The organism is Agrobacterium sp. S7/73, assembly GCF_019355535.1.
Taxonomy (GTDB): domain Bacteria; phylum Pseudomonadota; class Alphaproteobacteria; order Rhizobiales; family Rhizobiaceae; genus Agrobacterium; species Agrobacterium tumefaciens.
In genome coordinates this window covers 344,052-359,429 of sequence record NZ_CP072137.1, presented here as the reverse complement: position 1 = coordinate 359,429, position 15,378 = coordinate 344,052, and the positions used below count along the sequence as shown (strand labels likewise).

The following is a 15,378-nucleotide window of genomic DNA, read 5'->3' as shown; positions in this document are numbered from 1 at the left end:
CGTAGCGGTTTTACGTCCAGAAAATTCGTAAAAACAAAGAGATAGAGCGCGTCCAAAGATTCTGTTTAAGCCGGACGTGCTCTAAGATGCGCTCTATGCCGCATCTTCCAGACCAGAGGTGTCCTTCCTGCGGAACTGGCTGGGCGGCGCGCCGATCACGCGTTTGAAGGCGCGGCTGAAGGATGCCTCGGAATCGTAGCCGAGCTTTTCCGCCGCCAGCGTTACACGCATACCCTCGCGCAGCCACAGTCGCGCCTGATGCATGCGTATGCGAACGACATAACGGGCTGGGCTTTCACCCACCACACGGGTGAAGCGTTCTGCAAAACTCGAGCGGGATGCACCCATCAGGGAGGCAAGCTCTTCCACGCTCCAGTCTTTCTCGGGGGTAAGGTGGATCGCTGCAAGCACCCGTCCGAGTTCGGGATTGCGCACGGCGGCAAGCCAACCGCTGGAATCGCCGCAACCATATTCTACCCATGTGCGGATCAGTGTTGCCGTCAAGACATCGGCAAGCCGCGCCAGAATGCCACCGGCACCAACACGGTTCAGTTCCACTTCGCGCGCCATGGCTTCCAGGAGATGCGGAATGGCCGGATCGCTTTTGGCAAGATCGCTCGTCAGCATCACGTCCGGCATCAGTTGCAAAAGCGGATGCAGATTATCCATGTTGAAACGCATCGAGGCGGTAAACGCCACCGTATCGCCGCCGGCACCGGCACATTCCATGTCGAAAATGCCCTGACATACTTCCTTTTTACCGAACCGGTCGAAGAGGGCAGGTGTCACATCCTCGCCGCTGCCCAGCACATGGGCGTGGCCACGGGGAAGAAGCACTGCATCGCCGCACGTAAGCGTCAGCCATTCTCCTGAAGGTTTGCGTAATTTTGCCTGGCCCACGCCGATAAAATGAAACCGCGCCGCCTCCTGCTCGGGAAAGGCCGTCGCCCAGGGCGTTGCCATGCGGCAGCGGCCATATTCCACGCCGTCAAGCCGCAGACCACGCAGCATTTCCGTCAGTGCATCATTCATGGCAACTCACAAATTCGGACGTTTGGTTAAGGAATGCGGATTTTTTAGCATGGAAACGCCGACCTGTCACGCGTAGCTTACGACCATCGATTTGTGAGGCGACGCACCGGGCTCCCACCGGCTTCATCGTTTTGCCATTGCGTTTGAGGGCTCGTTCCCCAGAATGCGCATCAGGAGATTTTCATGAATAACCGAACAATCAACGAACTTGAATATGCGCCACACAGACAAGAGCCGGATGCGAAGTGGGCGGCGGTGGTTTCGCTTTCGCTCGGTGTCTTCGGGCTGGTAACGGCGGAATTCCTGCCGGTCAGCCTTCTGACGCCACTGTCGACCGATCTTTCCATCAGCTCCGGCATTGCCGGCCAGTCCATCACCGTCACGGCACTGGTCGCAGCGGTTGCCGGTCCCGGCGTCGTCATCGGCACGCGCAGCATTGATCGCCGGTGGACCCTGCTTGGCCTCACGACGTTGCTGATCATTTCCAGCACATTGGCCGCTTTTGCCAACGGTCTTTTCATGCTGTTTACATCGCGCGTTTTGCTCGGCATCGGCCTTGGCGGCTTTTGGGCCATGTCGGCGGCGCTGGCGCTAAGGCTTGTTCCGCTGGATAAGATGCCGCGCGCCATGGCCATCATCCTAACCGGTGTTTCGGTTGCCACCGTTTGCGCAGCCCCTGTCGGGGCGTGGATCGGCGCAACGCTTGGCTGGCGTGCGGCCTTTGTCGTCGCCGGCGTGCTGGGTGTCATCGCACTTGTCGTGCAGTTGCTCACCGTTCCCTCGCTGCCGCCGGCCGGTGCGCCCGGCCTGTCCACCATGTTCCGGCTATTGCAGCGCCCGCAGGTCAGGATCGGCCTTCTGACGACGCTATTCATCGTCGCGGGCCACTTCGCCGGCTTCACCTATGTTCGGCCTTTCCTAGAAGATGTTCCGCAGCTTGGCGTCGAAGCGATCTCGCTCGTTCTTCTGGCTTACGGCGTGGGCGGTTTTTTCGGTAATCTCTTCGGCGGCTTCCTCGCTGAGAAGAACACGGCATGGGCCGTGACGTTTGCCGCCACCCTGATTGCCGCATCAGCATCCGTGCTGGTGATTGCCGGTGCATCTGCCGTTGTCGCTGGCTTTGCCATTGCCTCCTGGGGTTTCTCCTTCGGTGCGCTTCCTGTCAGCGTACAGAGCTTCATCACCCGCGTCGCCTCAGACGAGGCCGAAAGTGCGGGCGCGTTGCTGCTCACCACCTTCCAGATAGCCATTTCCAGCGGCGCTGTTCTGGGCGGACTGCTGATCGACCTTCAGGGTGCAACCATGGTCTTCGTTTTCGTCAGCATTGCAGCACTCCTCGGCGCATCGCTCATGGCATCGCGCCGTGGCGTGGTGCCGCATATTGAAGCGTCACAGGGGTAAGATAGTTGCCGGAAGAAAAAGGGCCCGCATCCGTGCGGGCCCGAATTTTATGATGAAAAGCAAACCCCGCCTCCGTCATGCCGGCATCAGGCCCGGGGTGACAGAAGGGATGTCGATAGGCTTTTCGCCTTCAAGGCGTCTTGATTGCCTTTCGCGTCCGGTCCTTGCCGACCTCGATTACATGGCGCATGGCTTTCACGGCGGCGTCCGCATCACGGGCGGCGATGGCGTGCACGATCCGCAGATGGTTTGCGGCGATCTCGGCGATGGTTCCGGGCGACGAGGCCGGGGATGAAAGCTGGAATGAGATCGCAAGGGCGGCCTCGATCAGCCCGCTTGCCGAACGCATGAAGGGATTGCCGGACATGTGCGCCACGGCGAGGTGGAATTCGAGATCGACCTTGGCGATGGTTTCCGGCGTATGCTGCGGATTGTCGAACTTGGCGGCAATCACATAAAGGGAAACGATATCGTCATTCGATGCCTGAAGCGCGGCAGCTGCCGCTGCCGCCGGTTCGAGCGCGAGGCGGATTTCCGCCAGATGTGTAACGAATTCCTGGTCTATCCCGGCTTCGCAGCGCCAGCCCAGCACATCCGGGTCAAAGAAGTTCCAGCTCGAACGGTCGAGAACGCGTGTGCCGACCTTTGCCTTGGGTTCGACCAGCCGCTTGGCCGCCAGCGTCTTCATCGTCTCGCGCAACACGGTGCGCGAGACCCCGAAACGGAGAGACAGTTCGGCATCGTTAGGCAGCAGGGATCCTTCCGCAATCCTGCCCGAGACGATGGCGCTGCCGAGTTCGGAGACCACATGCGCGTGGCTGTTCCGGCGTTTTCGCCCGCTTATCGTCGTTTCGAGCAGCCCCAATAAAGCCTCCGTGTTGGTTATGCCGGATGTGGTCCGGCCAGTCTCCTGTTTGAATACCAGATGATTGCGCGCTGCAACACGATGAAGACAAAAAGCAGCACGCCAATAACGATTTTGGTCCACCAGGATGACAGGGTTCCGTCAAAAACGATGTAGGTCTGGATCAACCCCTGGATCAGCAGTCCGACGAAGGTTCCCGCCACCAACCCCATTCCACCCGTCAGAAGTGTTCCGCCAATGACAACAGCTGCAATAGCGTCCAGCTCCACGCCCACCGTCGCCAAGGAATAACCCGACGAGGTGTAGAGCGTGTAGACGATGCCGGCGAGGCCGGACAGGAACCCGGAAAGCGCGTAGATGCCGATTGTCGTTGTACCGATCGGCACACCCATCAGTTCGGCCGATTGCGGGTTGCCGCCAAGTGCGTAGACATTGGCGCCGAAGCGGGTGCGGCTGGCAATCAGCATGCCGGCGGCAAAGACGAGGAGCATGACAATAGCAAGTGCTGTCAGCCTGCCGCCGCCGGGAAAGCGGAAATAAAATCCTTGTATCGCATCGATGAAGGGATGCGAGATCGGCACGGATTGCGTCGAGATCAGATAGGCCGCGCCACGCGCCAGGAACATGCCCGCCAACGTCACCACGAATGGCGGGATCGACAGGAAGCGTATCATCGCCCCCATCAAGCAGCCGAACAGCGTTGAGATCACGAGCACGATGGCGAAGGCCAGCAGCGGGTGAATATTATAGGTGCCGACCAAGACAGCCACGAAAACGCTGGTGAAGGCGATGACGGAGCCGATGGACAGATCGATGCCACCCGACAGGATCACGAAAGTCATGCCAACGGCAGCGATGCCGAGAAAGGCATTGTCGGTCAATAGATTGCCGATCACCCGCGTCGACAGGATCGCCGGATATTGCAGCACGCACAGAAGATAGGCGATGAGGAAGATCGTCAGTGTGGTGAGGAACGGAAGATTGCGGCTGTGGATCATCGCGCGGTACCTTCCTTGGTCATTCCGTTAGCCGTGGCCGGTTTTGCGTGTGGCTTTGGCGTTTTGACAAAGCCCAGAACCGCCATGATTGCCGGCGATTGCAGCGTGAGCACCACCATGATGATGCCAGCCTTGATGATGAGGTTGAATTCCGGCGGGAAACCGGAGACCAGAATGCCGGTATTGATGGTCTGGATGATGAGCGCGCCGATCAGCGATGCGGTGATGGAGAAGCGGCCGCCATTCAGCGATGTACCACCGATCACCACCGCCAATATGGCGTCCAGTTCCAGCCACAGCCCGGCATTGTTGGCATCCGCGCCGCGAATGTCGGCGGTCACGATCATGCCGGCGATGGCCGCGCAGAGACCGGAAACGGCGTAGACGAAAAACAGCAGGAACCGTGCCCGCACACCGGCAAGTGCCGCCGCGCGGCGATTGATGCCGGTTGCCTCGATCAGAAAACCGAGCGCGCTCTTGCGCACCAGAAGGCCGATTACCAGCGCCGCCGCCATCCAGATGATGACGGGCAGGGGAATGCCTGCGAAGGAGCCGGAGCCGATGGCGGAAAAGCTGTCGTCGTTGAAGGTGAGAATGACACCTTCGGTGATGAGCTGGGCGATGCCGCGCCCCGCCACCATCAGGATCAGCGTGGCGATAATCGGCTGGATGTCGAGAAGGGCGACCAGCACTCCGTTCCACAGGCCGCAGGCAATGCCGACAGCAAGCGAGATGGCGATGACGGTTGGGATGGAATGGCCGTTGCTGATGAGTGTTGCCGCCACCGCGCCACAAATGGCGATAACAGCACCGATCGAAAGATCGATGCCTTTGGTGGCGATCACCAGCGTCATGCCAATCGTCAGGAGCGCCACTGGTGCGGCACGCACGAGAATATCCATCAGACTGCCGTAAAGCCTGCCGTTTTGGAACGAAACATGCAGGAAGCCCGGCGAAACGATTGTAATCGCTGCCAGAATGACGAAGAGAGCGATCAATTGGGGAGCAAGCCTTTTCAGGCGCCTTGTCACAGCCACCATCATGCCGCCTCCGTTCTGGCCGCATCCGCAATTGCCCGCATGATGTTGTCGGCCGTCACCTCGCCGCCCTTCAATTCGCTGACATGCCGGCGGTCGGACAGCACGACGACCCGGTGGGCAACGGCGGTCAGTTCTTCCAGTTCGGACGAGATGACGACGAGCGACATGCCCTCGGTGCAGAGTTTTTCGATCATTTTGAGGATTTCCGCATGGGCGCCGATATCGATACCACGGGTCGGCTCATCGAGGATCAGAAGCCGGGGATGGGTTGCAAGCCAGCGCGCCAGAATGGCTTTCTGCTGGTTGCCGCCGGACAGGAATTTTATCGGCCGGTCAGGATCGGCCGGGCGGATGTCCAGCGATTTGATGAAGCTTTCGGCCAGTTCCACCTTCTGCCGGCGCGAAAGCGGTCGCGCCCACCCCTGGCGGGCCTGGAGAGCCAGAGCAATATTGTCGGTCACGGAAAAGTCGCCGATGATACCGTCAGTCTTGCGCTCCTCCGGGCAGAAACCGAACCCGGCCGTGATTGCGGCTTCAGGCGAAGAAAGAGCGATGGTCTTTCCGTCTATCGTGGCCTTGCCGGTATCGGGCTTGTCGATGCCGAACAGCAGGAAAGCCGTTTCCGTTCGTCCCGACCCCAAAAGACCGGCGACGCCGACGATCTCTCCCGGCCGAATGCCGAGGTCGAAGGGGGCGATGCTGCCGCGTTTGCCGTATCCCTCGAAACGGATCGGCGGTTCGCCCTCGGCAACCGTGTCGTCAGTGGCCTGATGCTCGTGGGTGATGTGCTGAAGCTCGCGACCAAGCATCATCGCAATGAGTTCGGACCTCGGCAGGTTGCCGATGTCGCGCGTGCCAACGAGGCGGCCGTTGCGCAGAACCGTCACCCGGTCGGCGATATCGTAGACCTGGTTTAGGAAGTGGGTGATGATGACGATGCCGATGCCGCGGGCGCGCAATTTTCGCAGCACGCCGAACAGCATCTCGACCTCATGGGCATCGAGACTGGCGGTCGGCTCGTCCAGCACCAGCACCTTGCCGGAAAGATCGACGGCGCGGGCAATGGCGATGATCTGGCGGATAGCCACGGAATAGCTGGAAAGCAGGGCGTTGACGTCGATCGAAAGCCCGTATTGGGACAGCAGCGCCTGCGATTGTCTCTGCATCGAGGCTCTGTCAATGAGCCCGAAGCGATGCGGTTGGCGGCCGAGAAAGAGGTTTTCGGCAACAGTCAGATTTTCGAGAAGGTTTACTTCCTGATAGACGGTGCCGATACCGAGGGCCTGCGCTTCGCCGACATTGGTGGGCGATATCTCGCTACCTTCCAGAAAGATGGAGCCGCTGTCGCGGTGGTAAACGCCGGTCAGTATCTTGATGAGTGTTGATTTCCCCGCGCCGTTTTCGCCGAGAAGCGCGTGAATTTCACCGCGCCCGAGCGAAAAATCGACGCCGTCCAGCGCCGTTATCCCGAGAAAGGATTTACCGATGGCGCGTGCTTCCAGAAGTGGTGCCGTTTCGGACATTGCGCAGGCCCTGCATGAAAGAAGCTGTGACGGAGCGGCACGCATGACATGCCGCTCCTTCCGAAGATAAGGGGTCTATTAGTAACCCAGACCCTTCTTCGCCTCGTAGACCTTCATCGGGTCGTCAGACGCCGTGTAGAGCTTGGATTCGGTCTGAATCCACTTCGCCGGTGCCTTTTTGTCTTTCAGATAGGCTTCGAGAGCGTCGAAGGCAGGACCGGCCATGTCAGGTGTCAGTTCCACCGTCGCATTGGCTTCACCGGCGGCCATGGCCTTGAAGATGTCAGGTACGGCATCGATGGACACCACCTTGATGTCGGATCCCGGCTTCAGGCCGGCTTCCTTGATCGCCTGGATCGCGCCGACGGCCATGTCGTCATTGTGAGCGTACACGGCACAGATATCCTTGCCGCCGCCTTCGGCCTTGATGAAGCTTTCCATCACTTCCTTGCCCTTGGTACGGGTGAAGTCACCCGTCTGCGAGCGCACGATTTTGATGTTCTTGTGCGAAGCGATGGCTTCTTCGAAGCCCTTCTTACGGTTGATGGCGGGCGAAGAGCCGGTTGTGCCCTGCAATTCGACAACCTTGCAGTCCTTCGCGCCGACATCCTTGACAAGCCAGTCGCCGGCAACATTGCCTTCGTGAACCTGATCCGAGGTGACCGCGGTCAGGTAAAGATCATCCGGCGCTTCGATCTGGCGATCGAGCAGGATGACGGGGATTTTTTCTTCCTTTGCTTCCTTCAGCACGGCATCCCAGCCGGTTGCGACGACAGGTGCGATCAGGATCGCATCGACGCCCTGCGCGATGAAGCCGCGAACGGCCTTGATCTGGTTTTCCTGCTTCTGCTGTGCGTCGGCGAATTTCAGCGTAACGCCGCGCTTTTCGGCCTGCTGCTTGGTGACAGTGGTTTCAGCGGCGCGCCATCCGGATTCGGAGCCGATCTGCGAGAAGCCGACGGTCAGCGATTGTGCGGAAACACTGGATGCAAGGCATGCGGAAACGGCGACAGTGATTGCCGCAAGAGCTTTTCTCATCTTATCCTCCCAGAAATGATGTCAGCGTGACGACGTCACTATGAGCATATAGTAATACTCTTGAAAAGGGGTTTTTTAGCGGATTTCCAATTCACGTCATACCGATTTCATGGAGGTGCAGCATTAAAAAATTATAAATCAATGACTTATTGTGTTTATTCTAATTTCTGCGCCGCGCAAAACTCGCCCGCAATATAGTCTGATCCGGCTTGACAGGCCGCGCAGCTATCTAATAGTAATACAAATAAGCAAGTCAGGTCGTGACGGAATGTGGGGCCTCGGGGTCAGTTACAATCCGGCAAGGCAGGGAGGGAAGAGGCCATTGCGCAACGTCGGTATGGTCGTAAACACCGAAAAATATTCGGCTAAAGCTGAAGAACGGCTCCAGGTCACTCGTCTGGCGCTCGTCTGTCGGTTATGCGTGCTTCCGAGAAGCTGATTCCATTTTCCTTGCGCACAACATAAGCTTGTCGCATTTCGTAATATTTTACCGTTGGCCACTTCCGGCTGGAGACCGCATCATGACCAAATCCGACAATCTGCCCGCAACCCAAGGCAAGCTTCGTTCGCGCGCGTGGTTCGATAACCCCGCAAACGCTGATATGACCGCGCTTTATCTCGAGCGTTACATGAACTTCGGTCTCAGCCAGGCCGAGCTTCAATCCGATCGCCCTATCATCGGCATCGCGCAGACCGGCTCGGACCTTTCGCCCTGCAATCGCCACCATCTGGAGCTGGCGCATCGCCTGCGCGAAGGCATTCGTGAAGCGGGCGGCATTGCCATTGAATTTCCGGTGCATCCGATCCAGGAAACCGGCAAGCGCCCGACGGCGGGTCTCGATCGCAACCTCGCCTATCTCGGCCTCGTGGAAGTGCTTTACGGCTATCCGCTCGACGGCGTTGTTCTGACCATCGGCTGCGACAAGACCACGCCTGCCTGTCTTATGGCGGCGGCCACCGTCAACATTCCGGCCATCGCTCTTTCCGTCGGCCCCATGCTGAACGGCTGGTTCCGTGGCGAGCGCACCGGTTCCGGCACCATCGTCTGGAAAGCGCGTGAACTGCTGGCCAAGGGCGAAATCGATTATCAGGGCTTCGTCAAGCTCGTCGCTTCTTCCGCACCTTCCACCGGCTATTGCAACACCATGGGCACTGCGACGACGATGAACTCGCTTGCCGAAGCACTCGGCATGCAGCTGCCCGGCTCGGCCGCTATTCCGGCGCCTTACCGCGACCGTCAGGAAATCTCCTATCTCACCGGCCTTCGCATCGTCGAAATGGTCAAGGAAGACCTTAAGCCTTCCGACATCATGACCAAGGATGCCTTCATCAACGCCATCCGCGTCAACTCGGCCATCGGTGGCTCCACCAACGCGCCGATCCATCTGAACGGCCTAGCACGCCATGTCGGCGTTGAACTGACGGTCGATGACTGGCAGACCTACGGTGAAGACGTGCCGCTGCTCGTCAACCTGCAGCCGGCCGGTGAATATCTCGGCGAGGATTATTACCATGCCGGCGGCGTTCCGGCTGTCGTCAACCAGCTGATGACCCAGGGGCTCATCATGGAAGACGCCATGACCGTGAATGGCAAAACCATCGGCGACAATTGCCGTGGTGCCATCATCGAAGACGAAAAGGTCATCCGTCCCTATGACCAGCCGCTCAAGGAGCGCGCCGGTTTCCGTGTTCTGCGCGGCAACCTGTTCTCCTCTGCCATCATGAAGACGAGCGTGATCTCGGAAGAATTCCGCAAGCGTTATCTCTCCAACCCGAACGACCCGGAAGCCTTCGAAGGCCGTGCCGTGGTGTTCGACGGTCCGGAAGATTACCATCACCGCATCGACGATCCGTCTCTGAAGATCGACGCCAACACCGTTCTCTTCATGCGCGGTGCCGGTCCGATCGGTTATCCGGGTGCGGCAGAAGTGGTGAACATGCGTGCGCCTGACTATCTCTTGAAGGAAGGCGTCAATTCGCTGCCCTGCATCGGTGACGGCCGCCAGTCCGGCACGTCTGGCAGCCCGTCCATCCTCAACGCTTCTCCGGAAGCAGCGGCAGGCGGTGGTCTGGCCATCTTGCAGACGGGTGACCGCGTTCGTATCGATGTGGGTCGTGGCAAGGCCGACATCCTTATTTCCGGCGAGGAACTGGCCAAGCGTTACGAAACGCTCTCCGCCGAGGGCGGCTTCAAGTACCCCGATCACCAGACGCCATGGCAGGAAATCCAGCGCGGCATCGTCAGCCAGATGGAAACCGGCGCGGTTCTGGAACCGGCCGTGAAGTATCAGCGCATTGCCCAGACCAAGGGTCTGCCGCGCGACAACCACTAAGGCAGGGTCGTTTACGGCTCTTTGATGGAAAGGGCTTTGCCCTTTCCATCGTCATGCCCGGGCTTTGTCCAGAGCATCTGCAAATATTTGATTGTTCGAGATTTTGTAAATCCTCGGGTCAAGCCCGAGGATGACGTTGCATGTTTAAAGTGTACGTCACGGATCGACTGTTTCACCGTGTTTGAGGCTACGCTGAACACATTTCGGCTCAAGGCCGCAGGACGGGAAAACGACGTTTCAACCGCCCCGTCAGCCTGCGCTTAAAAACTTAAATCACAGGATAAAGCGACCAGAAGAACAGTTCGTATTCCTGATCACGGTCGTCATCGTTGGACTGGTCGTCCGGTCTGCGTGGCGTCCTGTCCTGCAAATCCTTCTCGACCCGCTCGTTTATGGCGGGCGTTCTTCGGCCGATGCCAAAGAGGTCAAAGGAGAGCATGTTGAACCCTGCTACCATGGCCATTTCCCTTCTTCACGCGAGTTAACAGTGCGTTAAGTTTCGCGCGTTGCCATGATCTCGTCAAGATTGACCAAGGAATTGGTCTACCATTTTTAACAACAATGGCGTGACTGACGTTCCGCCAGCACCCGATTTCGCGCAACGAACGTTTATCGGCGCTGTCAGAGACCCTTCGAGGAGGTGCCGGAATAGCTTTTTTCGGCCGCTTCCAGCGCGGAATCGGTATCTGCGGCATGGCCGAGGCTTCTCAGGGCGCTTGAAACAGCGGTGATATTGGCTTGCACCGAATCCGGGTTGGCGCGCCGGCCGGTGTGATTGAGCCTTATCAGCCGCTCCGCACCGGGACCGACACCGCCCGAGACATCCGCACCTTGCTCCCTGGACGCAGCCGCCAGAAATGCGCCGGTATCCACCGTGTCCGGCAAGATCGCTGTCGAAACCAGAGCAGACGCGTCAGTCTCCTCCACCCACGTTGACATGCCAAGGGCCCTGATGCCGTTACGAGTGGCTGTCGCCGCTCGTTCGTGGCGTTCATTGGCGGATGCCAGACCCTCTGCCTCTATCCGGTCGAGTGCCGCCTCAAGCGCATAGAATTCCAGCGGCGCAGGTGTTCCCGGGAGCGCGCCGCGGCCGGTATCGAGCCAGAGTTTCTTCTGGTCGAGAAGTGAAAGCATGGAGTTCTCAGGTGCATTGCCATGTGAAAGAAGTTTCCAGGCACTTTCGCTGACGGAGATGGCGGATAAGCCCGCCGGGCCTGCCAGCGCCTTTTGCGGGCCGATGACCGCAATATCTATGCCGAGCTGGTCAACCTCGAAGGCATGGCCGCCGATGGAAGCGACTGCATCGACGACCGTGACGATGCCTCTGTCTTTGGCGAGCGCGGCAATGGCGGGCAGGGGGTTGAGAATGCCGCTTGCGGATTCCGCGTGCACGATAGCGAGAAGATCAAAACCTGGCCCTTCGTCCAGCGCTCTCTCGACCTCGTGAAGTGATATCGGCTTTGCCGGAGCGGTGGTCAGGTTGCGAACCGTTGCGCCGCCACGCTCCAGCCAGCCCCCAAACCACGCGCCATAGGGACTAGTGACGATATTGAGCGCTCTCAGACCAGGCCGCGCGAGGCTGGTGGCCGCAGCTTCAAGCGCAAGCACTGCTTCCGCCTGTACCAGAAGCACATCGTTATTCGTGCCCATCAGCGCCGCCAGCCGGTCGGCGAGAGCGGCGTAACGGTCTGCTGGAAAGGCGGGCGGGTCGAGCAGCAATGCGTAATCCGGGGCGGGCATGTCTTATCCTTGCGTGGTGGTGGTCAGGCGCGGCGCAGCCTCGATCAGGGTTCTGGCGGTCGAGGATTGCGGCGTGGAAACGATGTTTGCTGTCCTGCCGATCTCGACGATCCGACCCGCCTCCATGATGGCGACGCGGTGGCAGACGGCGCGGATGACCGCGAGGTCGTGGGAAACGAAAATACAGGCGACGGCCGTCTCTCGCTGTATTTCGACCAGCAGTTCGAGAATTTGCCTGCGTACGGAGACATCGAGCGCTGAAACGGCCTCGTCCAGAATGAGAAGGGATGGTTTGAGCGCGATGGCTCTGGCAATTGCCACGCGCTGCCGCTGGCCGCCGGAAAGCTCGAACACCGAGCGGCCGGCATAGCTGGCGGGCAGCCCGACTCGCTCGAGAAGGCGGCGGATTTCTGCCGGGCGTTCGCGTCGTTCGACGATGCGATGAATACGCAGCGGTTCGCCTATGGCATCCTCGACGCTGGCGCGCGGGTTGAACGCGCCATGCGTATCCTGAAACACCATCTGCATATGCCGCCGCGCCGCACGCAGTTCGCCGCCATCAAGCGCCAGCCAGTCGCGAGTTTCAAAACGGACCGTGCCTTCGTCGGCCGGGATCAGCCGCATCAGGATGCGTGCCAGTGTGGATTTTCCGCAGCCGGAGGGGCCGGCAAGCCCAAGCGTCTCGCCGGGCTGAAGCGAAAAGGATATATCGGACAGTGCTTGCACCGTGCGTGCGCCGGTCCGGTAGGTTTTCGAGAGGTTCTCTACGCTCAGAAGGGCTTCGTTCATGATGCGGCCTCATTGATCAGAGGCGGTGTCGAAAGGTCGAGATAGTCGGAGAGCAGTGCGCGCGTATAGTCGTGCGCAGGCGCGGATAACACCCGCCTGGTGGTGCCGTGCTCCACCAGCCGTCCGGCATGCAGAACGGCGATCTCGTCGGCAAGGCCGGAAGCAAGACCAATATCATGGGTGATGAAGACCAGCGTTCTTTCTTCTTCACGCACCAGCCCATCCAGCAGTGCGGCAATGGCGGCCTGGCTTACCGTGTCTAGCGCGCTCGTCGCCTCGTCGGCGATCAGGATTGCGGGGTGCGCGGCAATGGCGGCTGCAATCGCCACACGCTGTCTTTGCCCGCCGGAAAGCTGGTGCGGATAGGCGCCGAGGAGATGGGTGGGATGCGGCAACCGCACCCGTTCCAGAAGATCGCGGGCAAGATCTCGTGCCTGCTTCCATGAAAGGCCCAGATGCCGCACAGCGCCTTCCGCCACCTGTTCACCGATGGTGAGAACCGGGTTCAGCGTCGCACCGGTATCCTGAAAAATATAGCCGATATCGCGACCCGGCTGCGGCCTGTCTGTGAAAAGACCGCTGTCGCGGCTCCAGGAAATATCGCCGGAAACCCGTGCGCTCACAGGCAGGAGCCCGGCAATTGCCTTGGCGAGCGTCGATTTGCCCGAACCGCTTTCGCCGATGATCGCCAACCTTTGTCCCTGCCGGATCGTCAGCGAAATATCCTGCAGCGCCGGTCCGTCGCCGGCCGCATAGCGGACGCTGAGATCGTCGATCCTGCAGAGTGCATTGCCGCTCATGGCGTTTCTTTCCTCGTCGCCATCGCTTTGTTGATTCCCTCCGCGAGAAGATAGACGCCGAGAACCGTGACCAGAAGACCGATGCCGGGGATGACGGAGAGAAACGCCGCCGAGCGCAGGACGTTGCGTCCTTCCGCGATCATCGAACCCCAGGTGACGATATTCGGATCGCCGAGGCCGAGGAAGGACAATGCCGCCTCGGTGAGGATGGCGGCAGCGACGATGATGGCGGCGAGCGCCAGAACCGGCGGCAGCGCGTTGGGAAGTATTTGCCGAAACGCGATCTCCAGCGGATGCATCCCGATGGCGCGGGCGGACTGCACATAATCCCGCTCGCGGATACTCAACACCTGCGCCCGCATCAGCCGTGCTGGATCCGCCCAGGCGCCAAGCGCAATCGCAAGGATGACGATGGGCATGGATGGGCCGATGGTGCTGACGAAGGCGAGCGCCAGAAGGAAATTCGGCACGATCTGGAAGGCGTCGGTAACACGCATCAGCGCCTCATCTACGAGGCCACCGGCAAATCCGGCAATTGTGCCGACGACGGTGCCGATCATGAGGGCGGCGGCGGCAGCGCCGATGCCGACGAGCAGGGATGCCTGCGCACCGTGGGCAAGTCCCGCCAGTACATCGCGGCCCAACCGGTCGGTGCCGAGGGGGAAGGCGGCGTCGGAGAAGGGCGCGATGAGCGGCTCACCGACGATCGACAGCGGGTCACCGGGAAACAGAAGGGGAGCGGCGAGCGCCGTCACAGCTAGCAGTGTCAGGATGATGACGCCTGCTGCACCTTCGAAACTGCGCAGGAGCCGGAGAGTGAAACTCATGTCTGTTGCTCCCCGCTGCCGATGCGCGGATCGAACACGGCATAGAGAATATCAACGACGAGATTGATCAGGATAACGAAAACGGCGCTTGTCAGAATAATGCCCATCAAGAGCGGTGTGTCGCGGCCGCTGACGGCTTCCTGCGCAAGCCGGCCAAAACCGGGAATCGCAAAAACGCTCTCGATCACCACGCTGCCGCCGAGCATGGTTGCCGCTTGCAGGCCAAGCACGGTGACGAGGGGCAGTGCGGCGTTGCGTGCGACATGGCGCAGCACGATCCGCCGTCTCGAAAGCCCCTTGGCCTTGGCGAAGAGTACGAAATCCAGCGGCCAGACCGCCGCCATGGCAGTACGCATGACGCGCAGGAAAAGCGCCAGATAGATCAGCCCGAGACTGGCGACCGGCAGGACAAGATGGCGGGCAATATCGAGCGCCCTTGCAAATCCCTGTTTTCCGGATGCGATGGTTTCGATGCCGGATGTTGGCAGCCACCTCAGTTGCACGGCAAAGACGATGGCAAGCACAAGGCCGAGCCAGAAGCCCGGCGTGGCGTAGAGCGCCAGCGACAGGGCCGAGAGTACCCGGTCGGTCAACCCGCCGGGACGGGCGCCCGCCAGGATGCCGAGCGCGGTGCCGATGATGAAAGCAAGCGCGGTGGCACTGCCCATCAGGAGCAGCGTGTTCGGCAGCCGTTCGAGGATCAGCCCCAGCACCGGTCGGTCAAACGCAAGCGACCAGCCGAAATCAAGTCGCAGCACCGAACTGGCGTAAAGCCAGAAACGGGCCAACACCGAACCGTTCAGACCATATTGCTCGCGCAGGGCATCCCGCAGTCCGGCGTCGCCGCCGCCGATGGAGACGAGATAGGCGTCAACCGCGTCACCGGATGCGTTTTCAAGCAGCACGAAGGTAAAGACCAGAACGATCAGCAGCACTGGAATGGCGCTGATCACCCTTCGCCGTAGCAATGTCGCCGCGCGCCTCACGGCGCT

14 protein-coding genes are annotated in these 15,378 nt (G+C 60.1%); 2 read left to right on the top strand and 12 right to left on the bottom strand.

The window, feature by feature from the left end:
• Nucleotides 1-93: 93 nt before the first annotated feature.
• Complete coding sequence (locus J5276_RS16645; protein WP_013761499.1) at nt 94-1,032, bottom strand: AraC family transcriptional regulator; 939 nt, start codon at nt 1,030-1,032, stop codon at nt 94-96.
• Nucleotides 1,033-1,215: 183 nt separating this feature from the next.
• On the opposite strand from J5276_RS16645, the gene J5276_RS16640 reads away from it, so the two are divergent.
• Nucleotides 1,216-2,433, top strand: coding sequence for an MFS transporter (locus J5276_RS16640; RefSeq protein WP_174011979.1), 1,218 nt, complete (start codon nt 1,216-1,218; stop codon nt 2,431-2,433).
• 130 nt (nt 2,434-2,563) lie between these two features.
• Here J5276_RS16640 and J5276_RS16635 read toward each other — a convergent pair whose 3' ends face one another.
• The 5 genes from J5276_RS16635 to ytfQ all read right to left on the bottom strand — a co-directional run bounded on the left by J5276_RS16635 (nt 2,564) and on the right by ytfQ (nt 7,897).
• Nucleotides 2,564-3,298, bottom strand: coding sequence for a FadR/GntR family transcriptional regulator (locus J5276_RS16635; RefSeq protein ID WP_013761497.1), 735 nt, complete (start codon nt 3,296-3,298; stop codon nt 2,564-2,566).
• A 17-nt stretch (nt 3,299-3,315) separates the two neighbouring features.
• Nucleotides 3,316-4,296, bottom strand: a complete 981-nt coding sequence (gene yjfF / locus J5276_RS16630; protein WP_174011977.1) for a galactofuranose ABC transporter, permease protein YjfF — start codon at nt 4,294-4,296, stop codon at nt 3,316-3,318.
• Nucleotides 4,293-5,336, bottom strand: coding sequence for an ABC transporter permease (locus J5276_RS16625; protein ID WP_162696104.1), 1,044 nt, complete (start codon nt 5,334-5,336; stop codon nt 4,293-4,295). Before J5276_RS16625 ends, yjfF begins: the two co-directional genes overlap by 4 nt.
• Nucleotides 5,336-6,859: a sugar ABC transporter ATP-binding protein gene (locus J5276_RS16620; RefSeq protein WP_025595758.1), complete on the bottom strand. Its 1,524-nt coding sequence runs from the start codon at nt 6,857-6,859 to the stop codon at nt 5,336-5,338. Before J5276_RS16620 ends, J5276_RS16625 begins: the two co-directional genes overlap by 1 nt.
• A gap of 78 nt (nt 6,860-6,937) precedes the next feature.
• Nucleotides 6,938-7,897 (bottom strand): galactofuranose ABC transporter, galactofuranose-binding protein YtfQ, encoded by a 960-nt coding sequence (gene ytfQ, locus J5276_RS16615; protein WP_174011975.1) that lies wholly within the window; start codon nt 7,895-7,897, stop codon nt 6,938-6,940.
• Between the two features lie 521 nt (nt 7,898-8,418).
• On the opposite strand from ytfQ, the gene J5276_RS16610 reads away from it, so the two are divergent.
• Entirely contained in the window at nt 8,419-10,230 is a 1,812-nt protein-coding gene (locus J5276_RS16610; RefSeq protein WP_003510695.1) for an IlvD/Edd family dehydratase, read from the top strand.
• 268 nt (nt 10,231-10,498) lie between these two features.
• Here the strand turns inward: J5276_RS16610 and J5276_RS16605 are convergent, their stop codons facing one another.
• The 6 genes from J5276_RS16605 to J5276_RS16580 form a co-directional block, all read right to left on the bottom strand.
• Nucleotides 10,499-10,693 (bottom strand): hypothetical protein, encoded by a 195-nt coding sequence (locus J5276_RS16605; RefSeq protein WP_013761494.1) that lies wholly within the window; start codon nt 10,691-10,693, stop codon nt 10,499-10,501.
• A gap of 158 nt (nt 10,694-10,851) precedes the next feature.
• Nucleotides 10,852-11,970 (bottom strand): alanine--glyoxylate aminotransferase family protein, encoded by a 1,119-nt coding sequence (locus J5276_RS16600; RefSeq protein ID WP_174011973.1) that lies wholly within the window; start codon nt 11,968-11,970, stop codon nt 10,852-10,854.
• 3 nt (nt 11,971-11,973) lie between these two features.
• Nucleotides 11,974-12,759, bottom strand: coding sequence for an ABC transporter ATP-binding protein (locus J5276_RS16595; protein ID WP_174011971.1), 786 nt, complete (start codon nt 12,757-12,759; stop codon nt 11,974-11,976).
• On the bottom strand, nt 12,756-13,559 hold the full coding sequence (locus tag J5276_RS16590) for an ABC transporter ATP-binding protein (RefSeq protein ID WP_019564598.1): 804 nt from the start codon (nt 13,557-13,559) through the stop codon (nt 12,756-12,758). Before J5276_RS16590 ends, J5276_RS16595 begins: the two co-directional genes overlap by 4 nt.
• The gene (locus J5276_RS16585) at nt 13,556-14,386 is read right to left on the bottom strand and encodes an ABC transporter permease (protein ID WP_174011969.1); all 831 of its coding nucleotides are present in this window, start codon (nt 14,384-14,386) and stop codon (nt 13,556-13,558) included. Before J5276_RS16585 ends, J5276_RS16590 begins: the two co-directional genes overlap by 4 nt.
• On the bottom strand, nt 14,383-15,372 hold the full coding sequence (locus J5276_RS16580; protein WP_035251436.1) for an ABC transporter permease: 990 nt from the start codon (nt 15,370-15,372) through the stop codon (nt 14,383-14,385). Before J5276_RS16580 ends, J5276_RS16585 begins: the two co-directional genes overlap by 4 nt.
• Between the last annotated feature and the right edge of the window lie 6 nt (nt 15,373-15,378).

Bases quoted from the DNA above. Each gene is read 5' to 3' on its own strand.
- J5276_RS16610 (WP_003510695.1), top strand. From the start codon at position 8,419: ATGACCAAATCCGACAATCTGCCCGCAACCCAAGGCAAGCTTCGTTCG.
- J5276_RS16595 (WP_174011971.1), bottom strand. From the start codon at position 12,759: ATGAACGAAGCCCTTCTGAGCGTAGAGAACCTCTCGAAAACCTACCGG.
- J5276_RS16605 (WP_013761494.1), bottom strand. From the start codon at position 10,693: ATGGCCATGGTAGCAGGGTTCAACATGCTCTCCTTTGACCTCTTTGGC.
- J5276_RS16640 (WP_174011979.1), top strand. From the start codon at position 1,216: ATGAATAACCGAACAATCAACGAACTTGAATATGCGCCACACAGACAA.
- ytfQ (WP_174011975.1), bottom strand. From the start codon at position 7,897: ATGAGAAAAGCTCTTGCGGCAATCACTGTCGCCGTTTCCGCATGCCTT.
- J5276_RS16620 (WP_025595758.1), bottom strand. From the start codon at position 6,859: ATGTCCGAAACGGCACCACTTCTGGAAGCACGCGCCATCGGTAAATCC.
- J5276_RS16645 (WP_013761499.1), bottom strand. From the start codon at position 1,032: ATGAATGATGCACTGACGGAAATGCTGCGTGGTCTGCGGCTTGACGGC.
- J5276_RS16625 (WP_162696104.1), bottom strand. From the start codon at position 5,336: ATGGTGGCTGTGACAAGGCGCCTGAAAAGGCTTGCTCCCCAATTGATC.
- yjfF (WP_174011977.1), bottom strand. From the start codon at position 4,296: ATGATCCACAGCCGCAATCTTCCGTTCCTCACCACACTGACGATCTTC.
- J5276_RS16585 (WP_174011969.1), bottom strand. From the start codon at position 14,386: ATGAGTTTCACTCTCCGGCTCCTGCGCAGTTTCGAAGGTGCAGCAGGC.
- J5276_RS16590 (WP_019564598.1), bottom strand. From the start codon at position 13,559: ATGAGCGGCAATGCACTCTGCAGGATCGACGATCTCAGCGTCCGCTAT.
- J5276_RS16600 (WP_174011973.1), bottom strand. From the start codon at position 11,970: ATGCCCGCCCCGGATTACGCATTGCTGCTCGACCCGCCCGCCTTTCCA.